The sequence below is a fragment of the Rhizobium sp. BK112 genome (assembly GCF_014193215.1).
Lineage (GTDB): Bacteria > Pseudomonadota > Alphaproteobacteria > Rhizobiales > Rhizobiaceae > Rhizobium > Rhizobium anhuiense.
Genome location: NZ_JACHYZ010000023.1, coordinates 16,524 through 37,803, shown reverse-complemented (window position 1 = coordinate 37,803; position 21,280 = coordinate 16,524). Strand labels below are relative to the sequence as shown.

General features: G+C 60.1%; 18 protein-coding genes and 1 tRNA gene. 12 read left to right on the top strand and 7 right to left on the bottom strand.

Translation table 11 applies throughout. The features are described from left to right. Window positions 1-108: 108 nt before the first annotated feature. From mutT to FHT75_RS34070, 4 genes are all read right to left on the bottom strand, one after another. Entirely contained in the window at window positions 109-522 is a 414-nt protein-coding gene (gene mutT / locus FHT75_RS34085; protein ID WP_047619940.1) for an 8-oxo-dGTP diphosphatase MutT, read from the bottom strand. Beyond that, window positions 519-1,325: a GNAT family N-acetyltransferase gene (locus FHT75_RS34080; RefSeq protein WP_063476306.1), complete on the bottom strand. Its 807-nt coding sequence runs from the start codon at window positions 1,323-1,325 to the stop codon at window positions 519-521. The genes mutT and FHT75_RS34080 overlap by 4 nt, the downstream gene beginning before the upstream one ends. Next, on the bottom strand, window positions 1,306-2,547 hold the full coding sequence (argJ, locus tag FHT75_RS34075) for a bifunctional glutamate N-acetyltransferase/amino-acid acetyltransferase ArgJ (RefSeq protein WP_063476305.1): 1,242 nt from the start codon (window positions 2,545-2,547) through the stop codon (window positions 1,306-1,308). Before argJ ends, FHT75_RS34080 begins: the two co-directional genes overlap by 20 nt. A 174-nt stretch (window positions 2,548-2,721) precedes the next feature. Then, window positions 2,722-3,603 (bottom strand): peptidylprolyl isomerase, encoded by an 882-nt coding sequence (locus FHT75_RS34070; protein WP_047619934.1) that lies wholly within the window; start codon window positions 3,601-3,603, stop codon window positions 2,722-2,724. Window positions 3,604-3,849: 246 nt separating this feature from the next. On the opposite strand from FHT75_RS34070, the gene secA reads away from it, so the two are divergent. The 3 genes from secA to FHT75_RS34055 all read left to right on the top strand — a co-directional run bounded on the left by secA (window position 3,850) and on the right by FHT75_RS34055 (window position 9,439). Then, window positions 3,850-6,567 carry a preprotein translocase subunit SecA gene (secA, locus tag FHT75_RS34065; protein ID WP_063476304.1) on the top strand — a complete coding sequence of 906 codons (2,718 nt, stop codon included), beginning with the start codon at window positions 3,850-3,852 and terminating at the stop codon, window positions 6,565-6,567. A gap of 178 nt (window positions 6,568-6,745) precedes the next feature. Next, window positions 6,746-8,161 carry a lipopolysaccharide biosynthesis protein gene (locus FHT75_RS34060; protein WP_063476315.1) on the top strand — a complete coding sequence of 472 codons (1,416 nt, stop codon included), beginning with the start codon at window positions 6,746-6,748 and terminating at the stop codon, window positions 8,159-8,161. Further along, complete coding sequence (locus FHT75_RS34055) at window positions 8,162-9,439, top strand: GNAT family N-acetyltransferase (RefSeq protein WP_047619931.1); 1,278 nt, start codon at window positions 8,162-8,164, stop codon at window positions 9,437-9,439. Here FHT75_RS34055 and FHT75_RS34050 read toward each other — a convergent pair. Beyond that, complete coding sequence (locus FHT75_RS34050; RefSeq protein ID WP_063476303.1) at window positions 9,436-11,067, bottom strand: AMP-binding protein; 1,632 nt, start codon at window positions 11,065-11,067, stop codon at window positions 9,436-9,438. The two genes, FHT75_RS34055 and FHT75_RS34050, sit on opposite strands and share 4 nt — an antisense overlap. Window positions 11,068-11,284: 217 nt before the next feature. Here FHT75_RS34050 and FHT75_RS34045 point away from each other — a divergent pair, with 217 nt between their 5' ends. Then, the gene (locus tag FHT75_RS34045) at window positions 11,285-12,265 is read left to right on the top strand and encodes an aldo/keto reductase (protein ID WP_063476302.1); all 981 of its coding nucleotides are present in this window, start codon (window positions 11,285-11,287) and stop codon (window positions 12,263-12,265) included. 98 nt (window positions 12,266-12,363) lie between these two features. Here FHT75_RS34045 and FHT75_RS34040 read toward each other — a convergent pair whose 3' ends face one another. Next, a complete protein-coding gene (locus tag FHT75_RS34040; RefSeq protein WP_028759089.1) occupies window positions 12,364-12,942 on the bottom strand; it encodes a TetR/AcrR family transcriptional regulator in 579 nt (192 codons plus the stop codon). Between the two features lie 129 nt (window positions 12,943-13,071). On the opposite strand from FHT75_RS34040, the gene FHT75_RS34035 reads away from it, so the two are divergent. From FHT75_RS34035 to FHT75_RS34025, 3 genes are all read left to right on the top strand, one after another. Further along, on the top strand, window positions 13,072-14,367 hold the full coding sequence (locus FHT75_RS34035) for an MFS transporter (protein WP_063476301.1): 1,296 nt from the start codon (window positions 13,072-13,074) through the stop codon (window positions 14,365-14,367). 124 nt (window positions 14,368-14,491) lie between these two features. Then, window positions 14,492-14,576, top strand: a tRNA-Leu gene (locus FHT75_RS34030). 90 nt (window positions 14,577-14,666) lie between these two features. Continuing rightward, window positions 14,667-16,088: a tyrosine-type recombinase/integrase gene (locus FHT75_RS34025; protein ID WP_183845729.1), complete on the top strand. Its 1,422-nt coding sequence runs from the start codon at window positions 14,667-14,669 to the stop codon at window positions 16,086-16,088. 36 nt (window positions 16,089-16,124) lie between these two features. Here the strand turns inward: FHT75_RS34025 and FHT75_RS34020 are convergent, their stop codons facing one another. Further along, the gene (locus FHT75_RS34020) at window positions 16,125-16,991 is read right to left on the bottom strand and encodes a hypothetical protein (RefSeq protein ID WP_183845728.1); all 867 of its coding nucleotides are present in this window, start codon (window positions 16,989-16,991) and stop codon (window positions 16,125-16,127) included. 379 nt (window positions 16,992-17,370) lie between these two features. Here FHT75_RS34020 and FHT75_RS34015 point away from each other — a divergent pair, with 379 nt between their 5' ends. The 5 genes from FHT75_RS34015 (at window position 17,371) to FHT75_RS33995 (ending at window position 21,136) form a co-directional block, all read left to right on the top strand. Continuing rightward, window positions 17,371-17,931 carry a recombinase family protein gene (locus FHT75_RS34015; protein WP_130814710.1) on the top strand — a complete coding sequence of 187 codons (561 nt, stop codon included), beginning with the start codon at window positions 17,371-17,373 and terminating at the stop codon, window positions 17,929-17,931. Between the two features lie 243 nt (window positions 17,932-18,174). Next, window positions 18,175-18,372, top strand: coding sequence for a hypothetical protein (locus FHT75_RS34010; RefSeq protein ID WP_130814711.1), 198 nt, complete (start codon window positions 18,175-18,177; stop codon window positions 18,370-18,372). A gap of 59 nt (window positions 18,373-18,431) precedes the next feature. After that, a complete protein-coding gene (locus tag FHT75_RS34005; protein WP_130814712.1) occupies window positions 18,432-19,610 on the top strand; it encodes a DUF262 domain-containing protein in 1,179 nt (392 codons plus the stop codon). Window positions 19,611-19,613: 3 nt separating this feature from the next. Further along, window positions 19,614-20,291, top strand: coding sequence for a hypothetical protein (locus FHT75_RS34000; RefSeq protein ID WP_131614184.1), 678 nt, complete (start codon window positions 19,614-19,616; stop codon window positions 20,289-20,291). A gap of 194 nt (window positions 20,292-20,485) precedes the next feature. Next, complete coding sequence (locus tag FHT75_RS33995; RefSeq protein WP_210299163.1) at window positions 20,486-21,136, top strand: recombinase family protein; 651 nt, start codon at window positions 20,486-20,488, stop codon at window positions 21,134-21,136. Window positions 21,137-21,280 lie beyond the last annotated feature (144 nt).

Genomic DNA, 21,280 nt, shown 5'->3' with positions numbered 1-21,280 from the left:
ACACGCACGCCAGATGCTTGATTGAGGCCGATCTTTGGCAGAAGGTGTTAAACGATCCATTAATATCCACAGCCGAAAACGACACGGCGCGATAATAATCAGGTAACGCTAAAGTAAATCCTGCAGCATCGGGATGAGCGGCTCGTCGGCCGGCGGCATCGGATAATCGCGCAACGCCTGCGGCCGCACCCATTTCAGCGCCTGGCCCTCGCGGCCCTGGGGAATGCCCTCATAGCGCCGGCAGATATAAAGCGGCATCAAAAGGTGGAAGGTCTCGTAGGAATGGCTGGCGAAGGTGAGCGGCGCCAGGCAGGCGATCTTGGTCTTGATGCCGAGCTCTTCCTCGAGCTCGCGCACCAGCGTTTCTTCCGGCGTCTCGCCAGGTTCGACCTTGCCGCCGGGAAACTCCCAGAGCCCCGCAAGCGACTTCCCCTCGGGACGCTGTGCCAATAGGATACGCCCGTCGGTATCGATCAGCGCGCAGGCGGCGACCAGCAATATCTTCCGGCCTGCCTCGATCATTTCGGCTCCCGCTGCCAATAGCAATAATGATAGGCGTCGCGAAAACCGAGGCGCTCATAGAGGGCGATCGCCGGACGGTTGGAAAGCTTCACCTGCAGCCAGGCCGAACGAGCGCTGCGCATGCGTGCCCAGCGCAGCGCCGAGGTCAGGATCTCGGTGCCAAGCCCCTCGCGCCGCCGCGCCTCGGAGACCGAAAGCGACATGATGCCGGCAAGATCGTTGTCCTGAACGCAGAGCACGGTCGCAAGCGGGCCATCCGTCGCATTCTCGATCATGAACAGGCCGGATGGCGGCTTGATCGCCGTAATGATTTCGGCAAGCGCCGGCTTCAAGCTCAGTGGCGCCCGCTCGACGGCGAGATTGGCATCGACGAAACGGCCGACATCATGGGTCGGCAGGTGATCGAGCGTGTCCGGCAATTCCGCCTCGGCCAGATCGCAGGTCATCACGACAGTCTCGTCGAACTGCATCCAGTTCTGCTGGCGCAGAAGTTCGATCAGCACCGGCGAGGCAAGCGGCGTCTGGCGGACCACGACGGCGCGGCCATAGGCCTCGAACTTTCGGCTCGCCTTTTCCAGGCGGATTTCGACGTCGCGATGATCCGAAGGATCGAGCGGCACGATCGAATTCAACCGGTTGGACGGGTGGCCGGCCGTCAGCCGCACCTGCCAGCTGCCGTCATATTGCACGGACGCCGCCGGCCAGGCGCGGAAGCCGACAGCCTCCAGCCTGCGGACCAGCGGCAGATTTTGTGAGGAAATGGATGCCTGCGCCAATGACCGATCAGCTCCGATAGTCGCCATTGATCGCAACATATTCCTTGGTGAGGTCGCAGGTCCAGACCGTAGCCGTGCCGGCACCGAGCCCGATATCGACTTTGACGGGGATATCCTGCGCCTTCATGACATCAGAGGCGGCCTCCTCGGAATAATCCGGGTCACGCTCGCCATTGACGGCGACCCTGATGTCGCCGAACCAGATGGCGAGCCGGTCGCGATCGGCCATCTCGCCGGATTTGCCGACCGCCATGACGATACGGCCCCAATTGGCGTCTTCGCCGGCGGCCGCCGTCTTGACCAGCGGCGAATTGGCGATCGACAGTGCGATGCGCTTGGCGGCGGTATCGCTCTCGGCGCCCGTCACTGTGATCTCGAGCATCTTGGTGGCACCTTCGCCATCACGCACCACCTGCAGCGACAGATCCTTCAGCACTTCGTTGAGTGCAGCGCGGAAGGTGGCAAGGCGCGGATCATCGGCGCGTTCGATACGGGCCTGGCCGTCCTCGGCCGCCGCACCCGTCGCAAACAGCATCAGCGTATCGGAGGTGGAAGTGTCGCTGTCGACAGTCATGGAATTGAAGGTCGGGCCGACACCGTCGGACAGAAGCGCCTGCAGCGCGGCCGGTGCAATGTCGGCATCGGTGACGACGAAGGAGAGCATGGTCGCCATATCAGGCGCGATCATGCCGGCGCCCTTGGCGATGCCGTTGATCGTCACGGCCACGCCGCCGATCTCGGCGCTGCGGGTCGAAACCTTCGGGTAGGTGTCGGTCGTCATGATCGCCTTGGCGGCCTCGAACCAGAAATCGCCGGTCGCTTCGACCTGCATCCGATCCAGAACGCCTGCGAATTTGGTGGCATCGAGCGGCTCGCCGATGACGCCGGTCGAGGCCAGATAGATCTCGTTTTCAGCGCAGCCAACGGCAGCGGCAGCCGACTGCGCCGTCAGCGCGGTCGCCTGGCGGCCCTTCAGCCCGGTAAACGCATTGGCATTGCCGGAATTGACGACGACGGCGCGGGCGCTGCCATGGGGAAGATTGGCCCGGCAGAAATCGACCGGCGCCGACGGGCACTTCGAGCGGGTGAAGACGCCCGCAACGGCCGCCGGCCTGTCGAAGACCATCATCAGCACGTCGGTGCGGTTCTTGTACTTGATGCCGGCGGACGCCGTCGCCATGCGCACGCCGCGCAACGGCGGCATCGAGACGAAGGATTTCGGAGCGAGCGGAGAGACGGAACCGGACATGATAAGACCTGCCAATGAGCATTTCCAGGCGAATTGGAAACCGGTTCGCCGTCCGGAAATGCGACAACAAACGATGCCGGAGCATGATGCCGAAAGTGTCGGCGTTTTTCGACGACATCATGCTCTGCTTTTTGATTTGGAAGGGCCCGGAAGAACCGGGCCCCGATGCGATGATTACTGCTGCGGCGCCGGCGCGACGGGCTCGCTGCCCGGCTCCGGCTGCTTGTTGGCCTGGTCGTAACCCTTGCGCAGCGTCTCGTCCGAGATCTCGATCTTGGCGGAGGCCTTCGCCTTGTTCAGAAGCTCAAGATACTTGTCGCGCATGACGAGCTGACGAACCTGATCCTGCACCTGCTCGAAGGGCGGCGGCGGAGCGTCGCGCTTGTCCTCGACCTTGATGACGTGGAAGCCGAAATCGGTCTTGACGGGTGTCTTGGAATAGGTGCCCTTCTCCAACGCGAAGGCTGCGTCCTCGAATTCCTTGACCATGCGGCCGCGCGAGAAATAGCCGAGATCGCCGCCTTCCGACTTGTTCGGATCGGTGGACTTTTCCTTGGCGAGTTCGGCAAAATCCTTGCCGGCGTCGAGCTGCTTGATGATGTCCTTGGCTTCGTCCTCGGTCTTGACGAGGATGTGACGGGCGTGGACTTCCTCCTGCTTCGGCAGGGCAGCGACTTCCTTGTCGTAGCGGGCCTTGACTTCCTCAGGCGTCACGATGTCGACGACATGCTTCTTGAAATAGGCGTTGTGCAGCTCGCGATCGGTGAGATACTGCATGCGCCTCTTGAATTCGTCGGTCTGATCGAGCTTCTCGGCCGCAGCGTCGGCGGCGAGCAGCTTCACGTCGATGGCGGCGGAAAGGGCTGCGACCTTCTTCTGGTCATCGGGGAGCTGCGCCAGCTGCGGGTCGAGATTGGCGACGGCAAGGTCGAGTTCCGACTGGTGGATCTCCAGATTGCCGACCTTGGCGATGACGGCGTCATCGGCATAGGCCGGGGCCTGGAGCGCAACAAAAGTTGCGAACGCCAGAACGGCAAGTTTGTTGGTGCTCAACATGAAATACCCTTCACAGTTACATCGCCGGTTTCAGCATCGCCTGAATCCAGCCCAAAATAGCCATCAACACCGGATTGTGGCCTTTCTGTATCCGCCAAATCCGTTGACATCATTCGACCCCCCTCTTATCTGTCACGCAACCTCGCGTCCAGAACAGTTTCCGGGCGTTTTAAGGCGCGCGCCTGATTTTCGGCTGGGCCGCGAATAAGAAACGTCGGGGATGAATATTGAGAAAGGACCAGTCATATGGTCAGCTTTGGCGGTATAGCCCGCAAGTTATTTGGTTCTTCCAATGACCGCCGCGTGCGGTCCTTCCAGCCGAACGTCACTGCCATCAACTCTATCGAAGAGAAGACGAAGGCCCTGACGGACGAGCAGCTCGCGGCAAAGACCGTGGAGTTTCGCGCCCTGCTCGCCGAGGGCAAGACCCTCGACGACATTCTGATCCCGGCCTTTGCCGTCGTGCGCGAAGCCTCGCGCCGCGTTCTCGGCCTGCGACCTTTTGACGTACAGCTGGTCGGCGGCATGATCCTGCATTCGAATGCGATCGCCGAGATGAAGACCGGCGAAGGCAAAACCCTCGTCGCCACCCTGCCGGTCTATCTGAACGCGCTTTCCGGCAAGGGCGTGCACGTCGTCACCGTCAACGATTACCTCGCCCAGCGCGACGCCGCCACCATGGGCCGAGTCTACGGCTTCCTCGGCATGACCACCGGCGTCATTGTCCACGGCCTCTCCGACGAGGAGCGTCGCGCGGCCTATGCCTGCGACATCACCTATGCCACCAACAACGAACTCGGCTTCGATTATCTGCGCGATAACATGAAGTACGAGAAGAACCAGATGGTCCAGCGCGGCCATAACTTCGCGATCGTCGACGAAGTGGACTCGATCCTGGTCGACGAGGCGCGCACGCCGCTGATCATCTCCGGTCCGCTCGACGACCGCTCCGAACTCTATAATACGATCGACGCCTTCATTCCGCTGCTGGCGCCCAGCGACTACGAGATCGACGAGAAGCAGCGCTCCGCCAACTTCTCCGAAGAAGGCACTGAGAAGCTGGAAAACCTGCTCCGCCAGGCCGGCCTCCTGAAGGGCAACGCGCTCTACGACATCGAGAATGTCGCGATCGTCCACCACATCAACAATGCGCTGAAGGCCCACAAGCTCTTCCAGCGCGACAAGGACTATATCGTCCGCAACGACGAAGTCGTCATCATCGACGAGTTCACCGGCCGCATGATGCCGGGCCGCCGTTATTCGGAAGGCCAGCACCAGGCGCTGGAAGCCAAGGAAAAGGTGCAGATCCAGCCGGAAAACCAGACGCTGGCCTCGATCACCTTCCAGAACTACTTCCGCATGTACGGCAAGCTCGCCGGCATGACCGGTACGGCGCAGACGGAAGCGGAAGAATTTGGGAATATCTACAATCTCGATGTCATCGAGGTTCCGACCAACCTGCCGATCAAGCGCATCGACGAGGACGACGAGGTCTACCGGACCTTCGACGAGAAGTTCAAGGCGATCATCGAGGAAATCCTCGATGCCCATAAGCGTGGCCAGCCGGTGCTGGTCGGCACCACCTCGATCGAGAAGTCGGAGCTGCTTGCCGAGCGCTTGCGCAAGCAAGGCTTCAACGACTTCCAGGTGCTGAACGCCCGCTACCACGAGCAGGAAGCCTATATCGTCGCCCAGGCCGGCGTGCCGGGTGCCGTCACCATCGCCACCAACATGGCCGGCCGCGGCACCGACATCCAGCTCGGCGGCAACCTCGACATGCGCATCGAGCGCGAACTCGGCGATGTCGAAGCCGGTCCGGAGCGTGACGCCCGGATCCAGGCGATCGTCGAGGAGATCAAGGAACTCAAGCAGAAGGCGCTCGCCGCCGGCGGTCTCTACGTCATCGCCACCGAACGCCATGAAAGCCGTCGCATCGACAACCAGCTGCGCGGCCGTTCCGGCCGTCAGGGCGACCCCGGCCGCTCGAAGTTCTACCTGTCGCTTCAGGACGATCTGATGCGCATCTTCGGCTCCGACCGCATGGACAGCATGCTGACCAAGCTCGGCCTCAAGGAGGGCGAGGCGATTGTCCATCCCTGGATCAACAAGGCCCTGGAGCGCGCCCAGAAGAAGGTCGAAGCCCGCAACTTCGATATCCGCAAGAACCTTCTGAAATATGACGACGTTCTCAACGACCAGCGCAAGGTAATTTTCGAACAGCGCCTCGAGCTGATGGAAGCGGCCAATATTTCCGAAATGGTCTCCGACATGCGCCGCGAGGTAATCGAGGACATGGTCGAAAAGCATATCCCCGAGCGCGCCTATGCCGAACAATGGGATGCTGCCGGCCTGAAGACCGGTGCTTTGAACATCCTCAATCTCGATCTGCCGATCGAGGACTGGGTGAAGGAAGAAGGTATCGGCGAAGACGATATCCGCGAGCGGCTGACGCAAGCCACCAATGCCGCCTTCACGGAAAAAGCCGAGCGTTTCGGCGACGACATCATGCATTATGTCGAGCGCTCGATCGTCATGCAGACGCTCGATCATCTCTGGCGCGAGCATATCGTCAATCTCGACCATCTGCGCTCCGTCATCGGCTTCCGCGGCTATGCCCAACGCGATCCGCTGCAGGAATACAAGTCGGAAGCCTTCGAGCTCTTCACGGCGCTGCTCAACAATCTGCGCGAGGCCGTCACCGCCCAGCTGATGCGCGTCGAGCTGGTGCAGCAGGCGCCCGCCGAGCCCGAACCGCCGTTGATGCAGGCCCATCACCTGGATCCGACGACCGGCGAAGACGATTTCGCCCCAGCGATCTACCAGGCATCGGAAGTCATCGTTTCTCCCGAAAACCGCAACCCGGATGACCCGGCCACCTGGGGCAAGGTCGGCCGTAACGAGACCTGCCCCTGTGGTTCCGGCAAGAAATACAAGCATTGCCACGGCGCCTTCGAGCAGGTCTGAGGCAAGCCGCAACGATCCTGAAAATGCCGCCTTCGGGCGGCATTTTCTTTTCTCCGGCAACGCCTCACGATCGTAACTCAGCGTCGGGCAGCAAGCCCGATCCGGAACCGTTTCTTAACCCTGTTCTGTCAAGACTTCAGGCGCGATTTGCCTGACCTTAGAGTTTTGCGTGTTCATCATGGCGGTCATAGAAACAGCGGAGAAGATGCTGCCCGCGGGCCTGCGCCCGATCGGCGGCCGTACGCTGCGCATGCTTGCGGCCGTGCTCACGGAACGCGGCGAGAAGGCGGCCGCCCAGCGCATGGCGCTGACGGCCTTTTCGATCCGTATCCTCAGCGCGGCTCTCGCCTTCGTCTCCCAGATCGTGCTCGCCCGGCTGATGGGCGAATATGAATACGGCATCTTCGTTTTCGTCTGGGTGCTGGTCGTCGTCTTCGGCGATCTCTCATGCCTCGGGTTCCACACGGCGATCATCCGCTTCCTGCCGCAATACAGGGCAGCGGGCGCTTTCGAGGAAATCCGCGGCCTGACCGGGACGGCGCGCATCTTTGCGCTGCTTTCCGGCACGGCGGTGCTCGCCGCCGGCACGCTCGGTCTGCATTTCTTCGGCGACATGATCCAGGTCTATTATCTCGTCCCGATCTTCATCGGCCTGCTCGCCATGCCGATGATCGCGCTCGGCGACATTCTGGAAGGCACGTCGCGGGCCAACCACTGGCCGGTGATGGCGCTGAGCCCGGTCTATATCGTCCGCCCGATCCTCATCATCCTCTTCATGCTCATCGCCATTGCCATCGGCGCCGAGCACACCGCCGTCACTGCGATGCAGGCAGCACTCGTCGCCACCTTTGTCACCGCGCTCGGCCAGTATGCCGCAACGCTCTATCGCCTTCGCCGGCATTATGATGAAGGCCCGCGCAAGGTCGATTTCCTCGCCTGGTTCAGCGTCGCCTTTCCGATTTTCCTGATCGAGGGCGTGAGCTTCCTGCTCACCAATTCCGATGTCGTCGTCGTCGGCATCTTCCTCGAACCGCACGATGTCGCCATCTATTTCGCCGCCGCCAAGACGATGGCGCTGGTGCATTTCATCAATTTCTCGGTCAAGGCAGCCTCCGGCCCGCGCTTCTCCTCGATCATCGCCGAAGGCGACCACGGACAGCTGGCGACCGCTGCCATCGACGCCGCCCGCTGGACCTTCTGGCCGGCGCTCGGTGTCGGCCTTGCCGTGCTTGCGGCCGGCCATCTGCTGCTATCGCTCTTCGGCGGCGCCTTCACATCAGGCTATCTGGTCATGGCGATCCTGCTCGCCGGCATCCTCGCCAAGTCGCTGGTCGGCCCCGCCGAAACGTTGTTGATGATGGCAGGCAAGCAGAACCTCTGCGTCGCACTCTATGCCGGCGCACTGACGGCCAATGTCGGCCTCAACCTCGCTTTGATCCCGCATTACGGCATCGAGGGCACGGCGATTGCCACGGCCTCGGCCATGGCGGTCGAGGCGATCCTGCTGCATCTCGCCGTGCGCCGCACGCTCGGTATCGTCCTGTTCGCCTTCGCCAGCCCCTCCGCCGCAACGCCAGAAATGAGAGTTCGATAGATGGTGCGTGTTCCCCCCGTTACCGAAAGCACCAACAGCGCCGCCAACCGCATGGTGCATGATCTCGCCGCGCTGCATTTCGAAGCGCCGCAGGCCGAGGCCCGCGCCGAGATCGGCCGGCCGGGGCGCGAGCTCTGCCTCTATCCCGGCAAACTCGGCTATGAACTTCAGGATGAGCTCGATTTCCTCTCCAACCGGGCGATGGAACCGAACGTCTTCTTCTCCGGCCGCTTTCTCGCCCCCGCTATGCCGCGGCTTGAGGACCGGCAGGTGAACTTCGCCCTGATCCGCGACCACAATGCCGGCCGCAGCCGCATGCGCTTCCTGATGCCGTTTTCGGTCGACCGGCCCGGTTTTGCCGTCGGCCCGTCGATCATCCGCGGCTGGTCGAACAGTTTCGGCCCGCTCGGCACGCCGCTCGTCGATGCCGAGGATGCTGCCGAGACCCTCGACAATCTCTTCGAGGCCCTGACCGTGCGCGATCTCAATCTGCCCGGCATTCTGGTTCTGCCGGATCTGCGGCTGAACGGCATCTTCGTGCGCATGCTCAAGGCTGTGGCGCTCAGCCGCAACCTTCCCGTCACCGTCACCAATCCTTACCAGCGCCCGATGCTGCAGAGCGACGAAGAGGCGCCGGCCTATCTCGGCAAAACCATTTCCTCCTCGCATATGCGCGAAATGCGCCGTCAGTGGCGCCTGCTGGAGGAACAGGGAACGGCGGTCTATGCCGTCGCCCGCCAGCCGCGCGAAATCCATATCCGCTTCGAGGAATTCCTGGCGATGGAAGCCGGTGGCTGGAAGGGCAAGCGGCGAAGCGCTCTCGTCACCGATCGCTATCACACGGCCTTTGCCCGCGAGGCGGTGTCGAACCTTGCCGCCGTCGATGCCGTGCGTATTCACACGATCGATCTCAATGGCAAGGCGATCGCCGCCATCGTCGTCCTGATGATGGGCGGCGAAGCCTATACCTGGAAGACCGCCTATGACGAGAACTATGCCCGCTATTCGCCGGGCAAGCTCTTGATGAGCGAGCTCACCGAATGGCATCTCGACGACGCCAATATCGTGCGTTCCGATTCCTGTGCCGTCTCCGATCATCCGATCATGAGCCGCTTCTGGCAGGAGCGCGAGGAGATGGGAACGCTGGTGATCGGCCTGACGCAGAACGGCGACCGCGACATGCGCCAGGTCTCGGCCCAACTCCATATGTACCGCAGCACCCGCAATATGGCGAAGATGCTGCGCGAGAAGATCATGTCGCTTGCCGGCCGGGGCTAATTTTCGGCCGCCGCTCTTTCGCGCAGCAGCCGGCGGATCACCTTGCCGGTGGTCGTCAGCGGCAAGGCGTCGATGAATTCCACCTCGCGCGGATATTCGTGCATCGAAAGCCGCGTCTTCACCCATTCCCTGATATCGGCGGCCAGCGCCTCGCTTGGATGATGGCCTGGTGACAGCACGATATAGGCCTTGACGATCTCGGTGCGCACGGCATCGGGTTTGCCGACGGCGGCGGCGAGCTGCACGGCGGGATGGCCGATCAGACAATCCTCGATCTCGGCCGGGCCGATGCGATATCCCGACGAGGTGATGACGTCGTCGTCGCGGCCCTCGAAGGTGATGTAACCCTCGGCGTCCTGCCGGCCGATATCGCCGGTGAGCAGCCAGCCTTTGGCGAACTTCCGCTCGGTCGCCGCCGCATCGTTCCAGTAGCCGAGGAACATGACGGGGTCGGGACTGGCAATGGCGATCTGGCCCGGTTCGCCGGCCGGCAATTCATCGCCCGCTTCGCTGACGATGGCAACGCGATGCCCCGGGACCGCCCGTCCGATGGCGCCAGCCTTGGTGACGTCATGGGCAGCACTCGACGAGAGTACGAAATTGCACTCCGTCTGGCCGTAAAATTCGTTGATAGTGATGCCGAGCGTACGCCGCGCCCATTCGTAAGTCTCACGGCCGAGCGCCTCGCCGGCCGAGCCGATGGTGCGCAGCACCAGATCATATTTCGAACGCGGATCGGCAACGGATCGCATCAGCCGCAGCGCCGTCGGCGGAATGAAGGCATTGCGCACGTTCATCTCCGCCATGATGCGATAGGCCATGTCGGCATCGAATTTCTGCGCCGGCGACGAGACGACGGGAACGCCGAGCAGCAGGCTCGGCAGCAGCGCATTGAGCAGACCGCCCGCCCAGGCCCAGTCGGACGGCGTCCAGACCTTGTCGCCCACTCTCGGAAAGCCCTCATGGGCAAACTGCATACCCGGAATATGGCCGGGCAGAACGCGATGGCCATGCAGCGCGCCCTTGGGCGGCCCCGTTGTTCCCGAGGTGAAAATCATCAGCGCCGGATCGTCGGGACCGGTCCTGGCAACGTCGAAGACAGAGGGATGGCCGTTCACCAGATCGCCAAAGGCAACCGCATCGACATCCGCCCGGTCGATGCTGACGACATGTTTCAGCATCGGCAGGCAATCGCGGATCTGCCGGATGCGCTCGAGACCGAAACCATTGGTGACAATTGCTGCAACACCTGCTGCCTTCAGCCGGTATTCCAGCGCCTCGACGCCGAAGAGCAGCGCCAGCGGCAGCGCGACCGCGCCGGTCTTGTAGATCGCCACATGTGCGATCACCGTCTCGAAGGATTGCGGCAAGAGCAGCGCGACACGATCGCCGCGCTCCACCCCAAGCGAAACGAGCGCATTGGCGAAGGCCGAGGACTGGTCTGCAAGGGCGCGATAGGTCATCACGCGGTGATGGCCATCCGGGCTGAAATGCTCGAGACAGACGCGCTCCGGATCTCTCGTGGCCCAGTCGTCGCTGACGGCGCGGCCGATATTGAAATCTTCGGGAATCCGCCACGAAAAATCGCGATAGAGATCGTCGTAGCGATCATGGGGCGGCAGTTTCATAGGCAAAATCCGGTGAATGTTGCACCAGCTAACACCTTGTGCTGCAATTGCGCAAGCGGCCGGTCCGGGCGGCGATGACTGCCCGGCTTCAAAGCCATCACGCATAGTTGCACGCATGGCAGAACGGATTCTTCGCCAGGTGCCCTGCGACTTTGCCGGCTTTCGCACTAGATCATGGAAGCCGCCGGGGGCCACCAATTCATCACGGAGCCGTTTCATGGAATACGCAAAATTTGGGAAGACCGGACTGGAAGTGTCGAAAATCTGCCTGGGCTGCATGACCTTCGGCGATCCCGGCCGCGGCAATCATGCCTGGAGCCTCAGGGAAGACGAAAGCCGGACGATGATCAGGCAGGCAATCGACCTCGGCATCAATTTCCTCGACACCGCCAACACCTATTCCAACGGTTCCTCGGAGGAGATCGTCGGCCGCGCCATCAAAGATTTCGCCAAACGCGAGGATATCGTGCTGGCGACCAAGGTGTTCAATCGCATGCGGCCGGGCCCGAACGGCGCCGGCCTGTCACGCAAGGCGATCTTCGACGAGATCGACAACAGTCTGCGTCGCCTCGGCACCGACTATGTCGATCTCTACCAGATCCACCGGTTCGACTATACGACGCCGATCGAGGAAACGCTGGAAGCGCTGCACGACGTGGTCAAATCGGGCAAGGCGCGTTATATCGGCGCTTCCTCCATGTATGCCTGGCAGTTCGCCAAGGCGCTCTACGTCTCCAGGCTGAACGGCTGGACCGAATTCGTCAGCATGCAGGACCACCTGAACCTGCTCTACCGCGAGGAAGAGCGCGAAATGCTGCCGCTCTGCGAGGATCAGAAGATCGCCGTCATCCCCTGGAGCCCGCTGGCCCGCGGCCGCCTGACCCGCGACTGGGACGAGACGACGGCACGCAGCGAAACCGACGAATTCGGCAAGACGCTCTACACCCAGTCCATCGATGCCGACCGCAGAATCGTCGAGGCGGTGGCCGAGATCGCCAGGACCCGCAACATCTCCCGCGCCCAGGTCGCAACCGCCTGGATCCTGCAGAAGAGCGCGGTGACCGCGCCGATCATCGGTGCCTCGAAACCGAACCATTTGCAGGACGCCGTTGCCTCGCTCTTGGTCAAGCTTACCCCCGAGGAAATCGCGACACTGGAAGCACCCTACATCCCGCACGCCGTCGCCGGCTTCAAGTAGTCAGCCGGCCGACTTCTCAGCAGGCATGAGCGAGGCAGATCCCTCTACGCGCCCGCGCGGAGAGGGAGATCGGCATTATGACTATTCCACGACCGATCTTACATCCGGCTGCCGGGGTCGAGCTGCCGGCGCATCGTCACCAGAAATTGCTCGGCAAGCGCCCTATCCTCGACCGCGCGGGCAAGAATGACGGCGCCCATCATCGACGAGAGCGTCGTCGCGGCATTGGCCCGGCGTTCTTCTTCAGTCTCGCCGGGAACGATATCGGCGAGCGTGTCGACCAGCACGGACAGCCCGTCGCTGAAGACCGCGCGGACAGCCCCCCGGCTGCGGCTCACCTCCTGGATCAGCGTTGCGAAGACGCAGCTGCCACCCGGATCGTCGACCGTGCGCCAGTGAATATAATGGTCGAGAAGTGCTGCCAGCGGCCGGTCCGGCGATTCGGCGATGTGCTCCTTCCACCGCGTTTCCACTCTGTCGATCAGCTTGCGGCTGACCTCGAGCGCCAGATCGTCCTTCGAACTGAAATGACCGTAGAAGCCGCCATGCGTCAGCCCCGCCGCCTTCATGATGTCAGCAACGCCGACCCCGTCGAAACCGTTCTCGCGGAAAAGCACGCCCGCAACGCTCAGGATCTTTTCGCGGTTTTCGGCAAATTTCTCGCGGCTGACCCGCATTTTTCGTCTCCAGAAATAGTCGCTTGACAAAATATATGACGTCCATCATCAATACGCAAGAAATATGATGACCATCATGTAAATCGGTCCTGTACTTTCGCGAACCTGAATTCGAACGGAATCTTGCCCATGGTTTCCACAGCCCTCGCCTCCACCCTTGCCCGGCGCAACATCCATTACGGCTGGGTCGTCGTTGCCGCGACCTTCCTCACCATGCTGGTCACCGCCGGCGCCATGGGCGCACCCGGCGTTCTCATCAAGCCACTGCAGGACGAGTTCGGCTGGGAGACCTCGCAGATTTCCTCGGCGCTGGCGATCCGTCTGATCCTGTTCGGTTTCATGGGTCCGTTCGCCGCCGCCTTCATGAATTATTTCGGCGTGCGCAAGGTCATCGTCTTCGCGCTCGCCCTGATCGGCGCCGGCTTCATCGGTTCGCTGTTCATGACCACGCTGTGGCAGTTGCTGCTGCTCTGGGGCATCGTCGTCGGCTTCGGCACCGGTCTGACAGCCATGGTGCTCGCCGCGACGATCTCCTCCCGCTGGTTCACCAGGCATCGCGGCCTCGTCGTCGGCATGCTTTCGGCAAGCTCGGCCACCGGCCAGCTCGTCTTTCTGCCGCTGATGGCCGAGCTGACGGAACGCTACGGCTGGCGCTCGACGGTGTTTTTCGTCTGCGCCATGATCATGGTCGCAGCCCTTGCGGTGCTCGCCTTCATGCGCGACCGCCCGGCCGACCTCAACCTGCCGGCTCTCGGCGAAACGCAGGTGACGCCGCCGCCGGCAGCCACCTCGCTCGGCGTCGCGCTGATGACGCCGATCACCGTCCTCAGGGAAATCTCGAAGACCTCGACCTTCTGGATCCTCTTCGCCACCTTCTTCATCTGCGGCCTCAGCACCAACGGCCTGATCCAGACCCATTTCGTCACCCTCTGCGGCGATTTCGGCATCGTGCCCGTGGCCGCCGCCAGCGTGCTCGCCGTCATGGGCATCTTCGATTTCTTCGGCACGATCGGCTCCGGATGGCTCTCCGATCGGTTCGACAATCGCTGGCTGCTGTTCTGGTATTACGGCCTGCGCGGCCTCTCGCTGCTCTACCTGCCCTTCAGTGATTTCAGCTTTTACGGCCTTTCCATCTTCGCCATTTTCTACGGCCTTGACTGGATCGCCACCGTGCCGCCGACCGTCAAGATCGCCGCCGACCGCTTCGGCCGCGAAAAGGTCGGCCTCGTTTTCGGCTGGGTCTTTGCCGGCCATCAGCTGGGAGCCGCCACCGCCGCCTATGGCGCCGGCCTCTCGCGCACGGAGCTTTCGAGCTATCTGCCCGCCTTCTTCGTCGCCGGCGCCTTCTGCCTGCTGGCCTCGATCCTGGCGATCACATTGAAGAAGTCCGGCCTCAGCAGCCCGGCCCCCGCTGCAGCCCATTGATATCGACCGGACCCGGCCTCGAAACGAGGCCGGGTCTCTCCACCGGATCGGTCTGATAACTTCGCTTGCCCGTCTTGCGCGCGCAGGCGCTCGCATGTTAGACAGCCGCCCGTTCGTATCCGTTGCCCCATTGGCGGAATTGGTAGACGCGCTCGACTCAAAATCGAGTTTCGAAAGAAGTGCTGGTTCGACCCCGGCATGGGGCACCATTTACAAGGCTAGATGGCCTTAGTTTACTGAAACAATTGAGCAAATTCGTCCTCCGGGTACTGCATAAGGTACCGAACGAGGACCAGACCTTGAAGACAATCATCCTGAAATACGTGACCAAAACAAAGACCGGCAGTTTCGAGTACCGGCGGCAAGTACCTGTTGCCCTGCGAGATCGCTTAGGCCGATACGAGTTCAAGAAGGTTCTGGGGTTTACCGAGAGCGACGCAATTAGGGCGTGGCCCTCCTATAACGATTGGGTGTTGCGCGAGCTAAAGAACGCCAGAGCACCAGCGCCACGAGCGGCAACCACAGAAACTATCCGGACCGCCATGGATGACTGGCGTGAGGCCGTGGCTCGGCTAAAGGCGTTAGGCATTGACCCCACAGCCCCGGTTTATCGCGAGGACGAGGGTCAGGGAAATTATGATCCCGATGGGCTGGCTAGGGAGGCAATGATCGAGGACATCGGCAGAAAGTATCCGCCCGACGCGGACGGCCACCCAGATGTCACCTCGCCAATCGATTCCATGATGATCGCCCTACTTGGGGCAGGACCAAAGGCTAAAGCTCCGCAACCGACCTTCGTTGACGCTGCGCGGCTCTACGTGAAGACGAAAGTTGACGGAGAAGGGGACGAGCGGCGGAAGAGGCAGCGGGTGGACAGGGTAACGGATATCATCAAGACCGCGATGGGCAAGGACCCGAAGCTCGTCGACCTCAATCGCACCCATGCCCGTGAGGTGGTCGCTGAGATGCTCAGCACGGGGATGAGCCCTGCGACGGCAGATCGATACTGCAACGACATCCGCGCCGTCATCTCTTTCGGCATACGAGAGTTCCAGCTTGAGCTGCTGGCGATTAACCCATTCGTCAAGATAGAAATCAAGGGACTGAGGGCCGTAGAGGAGTCCGACCGAGACGAACGCAACCCGTTCACCACGGAGCAACTGAAGGCTACGCGGGCTCATGTCCTGGGCCATGCGGGTTCCGAACTGAAGTGGGTCTGGCGACTGCTGGACGGGACGGGCGTACGAGTGAGCGAGGCAACAGGTCTTGAGCTACAGGACGTCGTTGTCGATGGCGATCTTCCCCACCTCGACCTTCGGTTCAACGGTATCCGGCGGCTGAAGAACAAGGCGTCGATACGCAAGGTCCCACTCATCGGCGATGCGCTGGAGGCGGCACGGGAAGCCCTTGGCGCGGTTGCGGGTGCAGATCAGATAGAAAAGCCCGATGCCCCGCTGTTCCCGCTCTATGGCCGAGACCGTGGTGGCGATGCTGCTAGCGCAGCGTTGATGAAGCATGTCCGAAAGGTGGTGACGGACCCGAAGGTCACCGTTCACAGTCTCAGGCATAACATGCAGGACCGGCTCATCGCCAAAGGTGTCAGCGAGCACGACCGCCATTTGATCCTGGGTCATAGCCGAGGCGGCGAGGCAGACCGCTACGGCTCTGCTGAGGCACGTTTGGTGGCGGTTACGAGGGCGATGCACTTGGTGAAGGGTTGAAGTGGCGAAGACGCAGCCATTGTGACCATGCCTCCACTATTTAGCCGGTTCGTACGATTTCCGTACCCGCTCCTCAATTTCGATTTTCTCTCGCCCCCAGGGCGTGTTTGTCTCGAAGTGGTCCTTCAACTTGGCCCAGTCATCAAGACGAGCAACCACCACCCCGGGATCGAGGGGCTCTCGTCCAGCAATCCGATGTTCGAATAGCTCTCCTAGCAGAAGGTTCTGCATGTCGATTTGGAAGTCGTAAATGAACCCTCCGAAGCTACCGATTGCTTTCGTGAGCGCGTTCGCCGCAACTTCTATTCGCTGAATAGTTTCGTCGTTCGGCAGGGCCCAGGGAAAGAGTACTGGTTGCTGGAGGATAGACGGGTTCTCCAAAGGCATGTTGCGCATGGCTAGATCGCGGTAGGGGCCGAACGCGCTGAGAGCATCGTGATGTGCAACATTGAAGGCGCAGCGGAACATCGCAAGACTGGGATGGAGGACGCCCCACCGTTCGGTCAGCGTGATCATCGCAATCACTGCGCTGCTAAACTGTTCCTGCTTCTCTTGCAAAGTCCGCAGACGCCCCTTTGGTGGGTTCCAGTTCAGGCCCACTCCAGTCATGTCCCGGTAGAGCTTAAGGTCGGTAGTAAATGCGCTGACGTAGGATGAGTAATCTACCTCCGCATCACCAGCGACACGGCAAAGACCGACGATCTCTTCGTAGACCCGCATCTTCAGTTTGAGGGCTTCAGTCTGCCTGAGTTGGGCCGTTGCGCGACGAGCCTGTTTAGCATTCTGCCAGATGACAACCAGAGCACCTAAGGTGGCTGCGATAACCGTTGCAATTGCGCCGATAAATGGGCCCAGCGAAGCCCATGGAACTGTGTGCCACAATTTGGAAAGGTAGTCAGCCATTGAGGTTCCGCTTTCGATGCATGACCAAGTAGTGGTTGGACACTGCAGGAATACAACCCCGTTCGAAATATTTCCGGCGGAAATTTCTTCTATGGCATGATCAGGGTAGCTCCCGCGCAGAGCCCCCCGTGTACCCCGTCTTGCGATGGCTGCGCCGGAGGGGACCATTGATCGAGTGGCGCGGGTGCAGCTGGTGCCGGTCGAATACCCTGACCCCTAGCATACGATGCAACGTTGGTTGCCGCAGTGTTACATGGCCCTGCTCGTGTGACACTCCGTAAGTGGCGCAGGTCATGGTGCCACATGAATGGTTATTGACTTTTGACACTGATAGTGCCACAAGGTCTTAAATGTCAATGGCACTACAGGATCTTACACTATGCCTTCTACCGTCATCGGATACGCTCGTACCTCGACACTCGACCAGACCTATGGCCTTGCTGCCCAGATCCGGGACCTACAGGCTGCTGGCTGTGAGAAGGTCTTCGAAGAACAACTCTCCTCTGTCGACAAACAGCGCCCTGAGTTGCTGAAGTCAATCGACTATGCCCGTGAGGGTGACGTGTTCGTTGTTACCAAACTGGACCGCCTTGCTCGCTCGATGGCGGACCTGATCAAGCTGAAGGACACTCTGGAAGCCAAGGGTGTTACCTTGAAGATCCTCAATCTGAACATCGACACGGCGACACCCACCGGCAAGCTCATGATGAACCTCCTTGGCTCCATCGCTGAGTTTGAACGGGAGATCATGCTTGAAAGGCAAAGAGAGGGCATTGCCAGTGCCAAGGCTGACGGCAAGTACAAGGGACGTGTACCCACCGCTCAGCGACAGGCAGACGACGTTAAGCGTCTCAAAGCCGAAGGCAAGACCGCTGAGCAGATCATGGCGGAATTGAAGATCAGCCGTTCGAGCGTCTTCAGGATACTGAGGGCCGCTTAGCGCTCGTCCGGTCGAATTAGCTGCTCGGGCGGTCAGGTGGAGGACGGGGGCCAAGCGGATCAAGGAGTGGGCGGAATTGCCGCTCTATGCTGGCGCCGATGCGCTGCAGCCCCTCATTTCGAATATCATCATCTTATCCATGGTCACAGGGAATAGCGGCATTGTGCGCTGCGCAGGGTTGCATATTGGCCCCTACTCCCGTCATCTGGGATCTCTGGTGCGGTGGATGGTGAGGATGCGGAATTGCTGAACGAAACAGAAGAAGAGCGGGCGGCGGTCGCGGGTTATTTCAAAGGTCAAGCTCCTGATTTAGAGATCACGTACATGCAGAAACTCTATTCTGAGCACATCCTCGATCATGTCCACGATGCCTGGGATAAACGACAACGCTGCCTTGGTGGCCGTCACAGACGTGCAGGTCATTTTAACGCGACACTCTAGAGACTCGTTCCGACTTAATGTAGCAGTGGGTCACACCTGTGCGCTTATGAAGGTCTGACATGCAAGAGGGTAGCGATACATTTGAAGGCTATGCGGTCCTTGGACCGGTTGGTGAGATTGATGAAGACGACCTGACTATCCTCAACGCCGACTTTCAGGCCATGGTGGTCGCCCCAACGGACTGGACTATTGGCGTATTTGCGGACTTGCTCCGCCGCAATAAAATCGACCTTTCTCCCAACTACCAGCGCCGTATCGCATGGACCGAGGACAAAATGTCCAAGTTCATCGAGAGCCTTTTTCTTAGACTACCTGTACCGCAGGTCGTGCTGGCAGAGACATCCCCCGGGCGATTTGCAATCATCGACGGGAAGCAGCGGGTCAATTCGCTCGCTCGTTTTTGTAACGACAGGACCAACCCACTGCGTCTGAAGGGCTGCGAATATTTAACAAACCTAAACGACAAGACCTTTAAGCAGATGTCGGACGATCCGAAGTTTGAAGACGCAGTTGATGCCTTTGAATCGCACACGATCCGCACGACCGTTATCAAATCAATCCCGAACAAGGAGATACTCTACCTCCTGTTTCTGCGTTTGAACCAGAACAGCGTTCCTTTGTCCCCGCAGGAACTCCGGAGGGCTCTAACGCCCGGTCCCTTTCTTGACTGGCTCGATGAAAAGACGGCAACCTCTCAAGGGATGAAGGTCATATTCGGAAAAATTCCCGATTTCCGGATGCGCGACATGGAGGTTGCTACCCGCCATTTCGGATTCAAGCTTTTTGCTGACCGATACATCGGCAACATGAAACTGTTTCTTGACTTAACAACCCGCATCCTCACCGATGAGTGGCCGGCACGGCAGATCGAAATGGAAGCGGTTTGGAAAGAGTACGAAGCCGCCATTGAATTTTCGCAGGAGATTTTCGAGCGGAACGTTTTCAAAGTGTTCACGGACGGCACTTACCAGTCATCTAAGAACCGCGCCGTCATGGATATCATGACCCACTATTTCTCATTCGCTGACGTTCGGGCACAATCTCAGGATCTGCCGGCAATCAGGGCCGCCTTCGAGACGCTGTGCACGACTGATTCCCGTTTCCTGAATTTTCTTCAGCTCACCACAAAATCGACCTTGGCAACAAGCAGTCGCTTTCACATGTGGGGAGAGGCCATCCAGCAAGTGAACGGGCAACCTCTTCCGGTGTTCCCGCTTCCAATTCCACCGCACGGATGAACTATGCCTACGGCAGAGTTTATCGCGCTCAAGAGCAGGCTTGAAAAACTGGCCCTGTCATTGCCCGATGCAACAATTGCACGGGCGGCACTTACTCCTGACCAAGAGGAGGAAATCAGCTTTTTCAGTATCACCGCTCACGCAACATGCGAGCACTTCATGGAAGAGCGATGCCTAATCGCAGCTACTAAGAGCTACGACGACTACAACAATTCGAGTTTCTTTGGTCGGATCGCCAAACATCTATGCGTGATGCCGTTCGTGACGGTACCAAAAGATCAGAACGATCTTAAAAAGATGATCAAGGTCTATGGGGGGAAAGGGTTCGGAATCTCGGTTACACCGTCGTTCCATGGCTCCAACGCCAACGAGCTTAAAGAGCTTATCCATATCGGCTATCAGAAATACAAGCAGATTGTCGTGAACAACCATGGAATGGGGCTCAAGTATCAGTTCTCACTCATTGCCATGCTCGGCCAGGACGTCAGCCAGTTTGACCCAACGTTTCGAACTCGTGTCAGTCAGCTGGCAACGCTGCGCGGTGAAGCAGCACACAATGCAGTAGTTGCAGCTCAGACCATCCCTGAGCCGTCGGACCTTGCCCAGTGGACCACCGACCTGATCGCCGGCTACAGGCGGTTAGACACTGCCCTTGTAAAGCTTTGTAAGCGAAAGCAGTAGCGCACCCGGAAACGCTTTGGATGTCACTTAGCCGCCCTTGCGGCGCCATCGTCGCTTTGGATGGAGACGGCGCCTGCAAGTCTGCTTTGAAAACATGGCGGCTCCTCCCGGTGCCACGAGCGCTGTCATTAAGAGGGCTCCGGAACCATTTCCTCTAAAGTCCTATCGCCGATCGCTCTCACCGACCAGTCTGCTTGCGCAAGACTGGCCACGGCCTGGATGCTCAGCAGAGGGACATCGATATTTTTCTTGAACAGTTCTCAGACGTCCCCTTCGAGGTGGCCGGCGAGTTTCAGGACATTCAATCTGGCGCCGACAACGTCAGGCCTGAGTTGGCAAAGGCACTGGACCTCGTTCGGAAGACCGGCGCAGAGTTGTTGGTGGCGAAGCTCGATCGCCTCAGCCGCAAGGTCGCCTTCATTGCTACGCTCATGGATGACAAGAAGGTGAAGCTTCGAGTGGCGCAGATGCCTCAGGCCGACAAGTTCCAGCTTCATATTTACGCAGCATTGGCCGAACAGGAGCGAGAGTTTATCTCGGCCCGCACGAAGGCTGCATTGGCTGCAGCGAAGGTCACCCACGCTGCCAAGAGGAAGGAAGACCCAACGTATTCCAAGAGGATTGGCGGTCTCCGCGACAAGACGATGAAGCGTAATGTTGCTATCCAGCAGAAGGCGGATGCAGAAGCGGCCAAGGTCATGAAGGTTGTCGGGCCGCTGAGGGCGGCGGGGCAGACCCTGAGCGCCATAGCCGAAACGCTCGACAGCATGGGCGTGGCGACCTCCCGAGGCGGGACATGGACGGCGACACAGGTGTCCCGTGTTATCGAGCGGGGCCGTAAGTAGCCGAGAGGGGCGACTTTGACTTCACTTTTATCATTTTTTATTTTCCCATTTGTGGGGCAATTTTTCTCCCAGCCGCACCCGCAAGCCCCTGAATATACGCGCGTGCACACCAGATTAAACACCTTGTGCGTCTAGCGTAAGTGT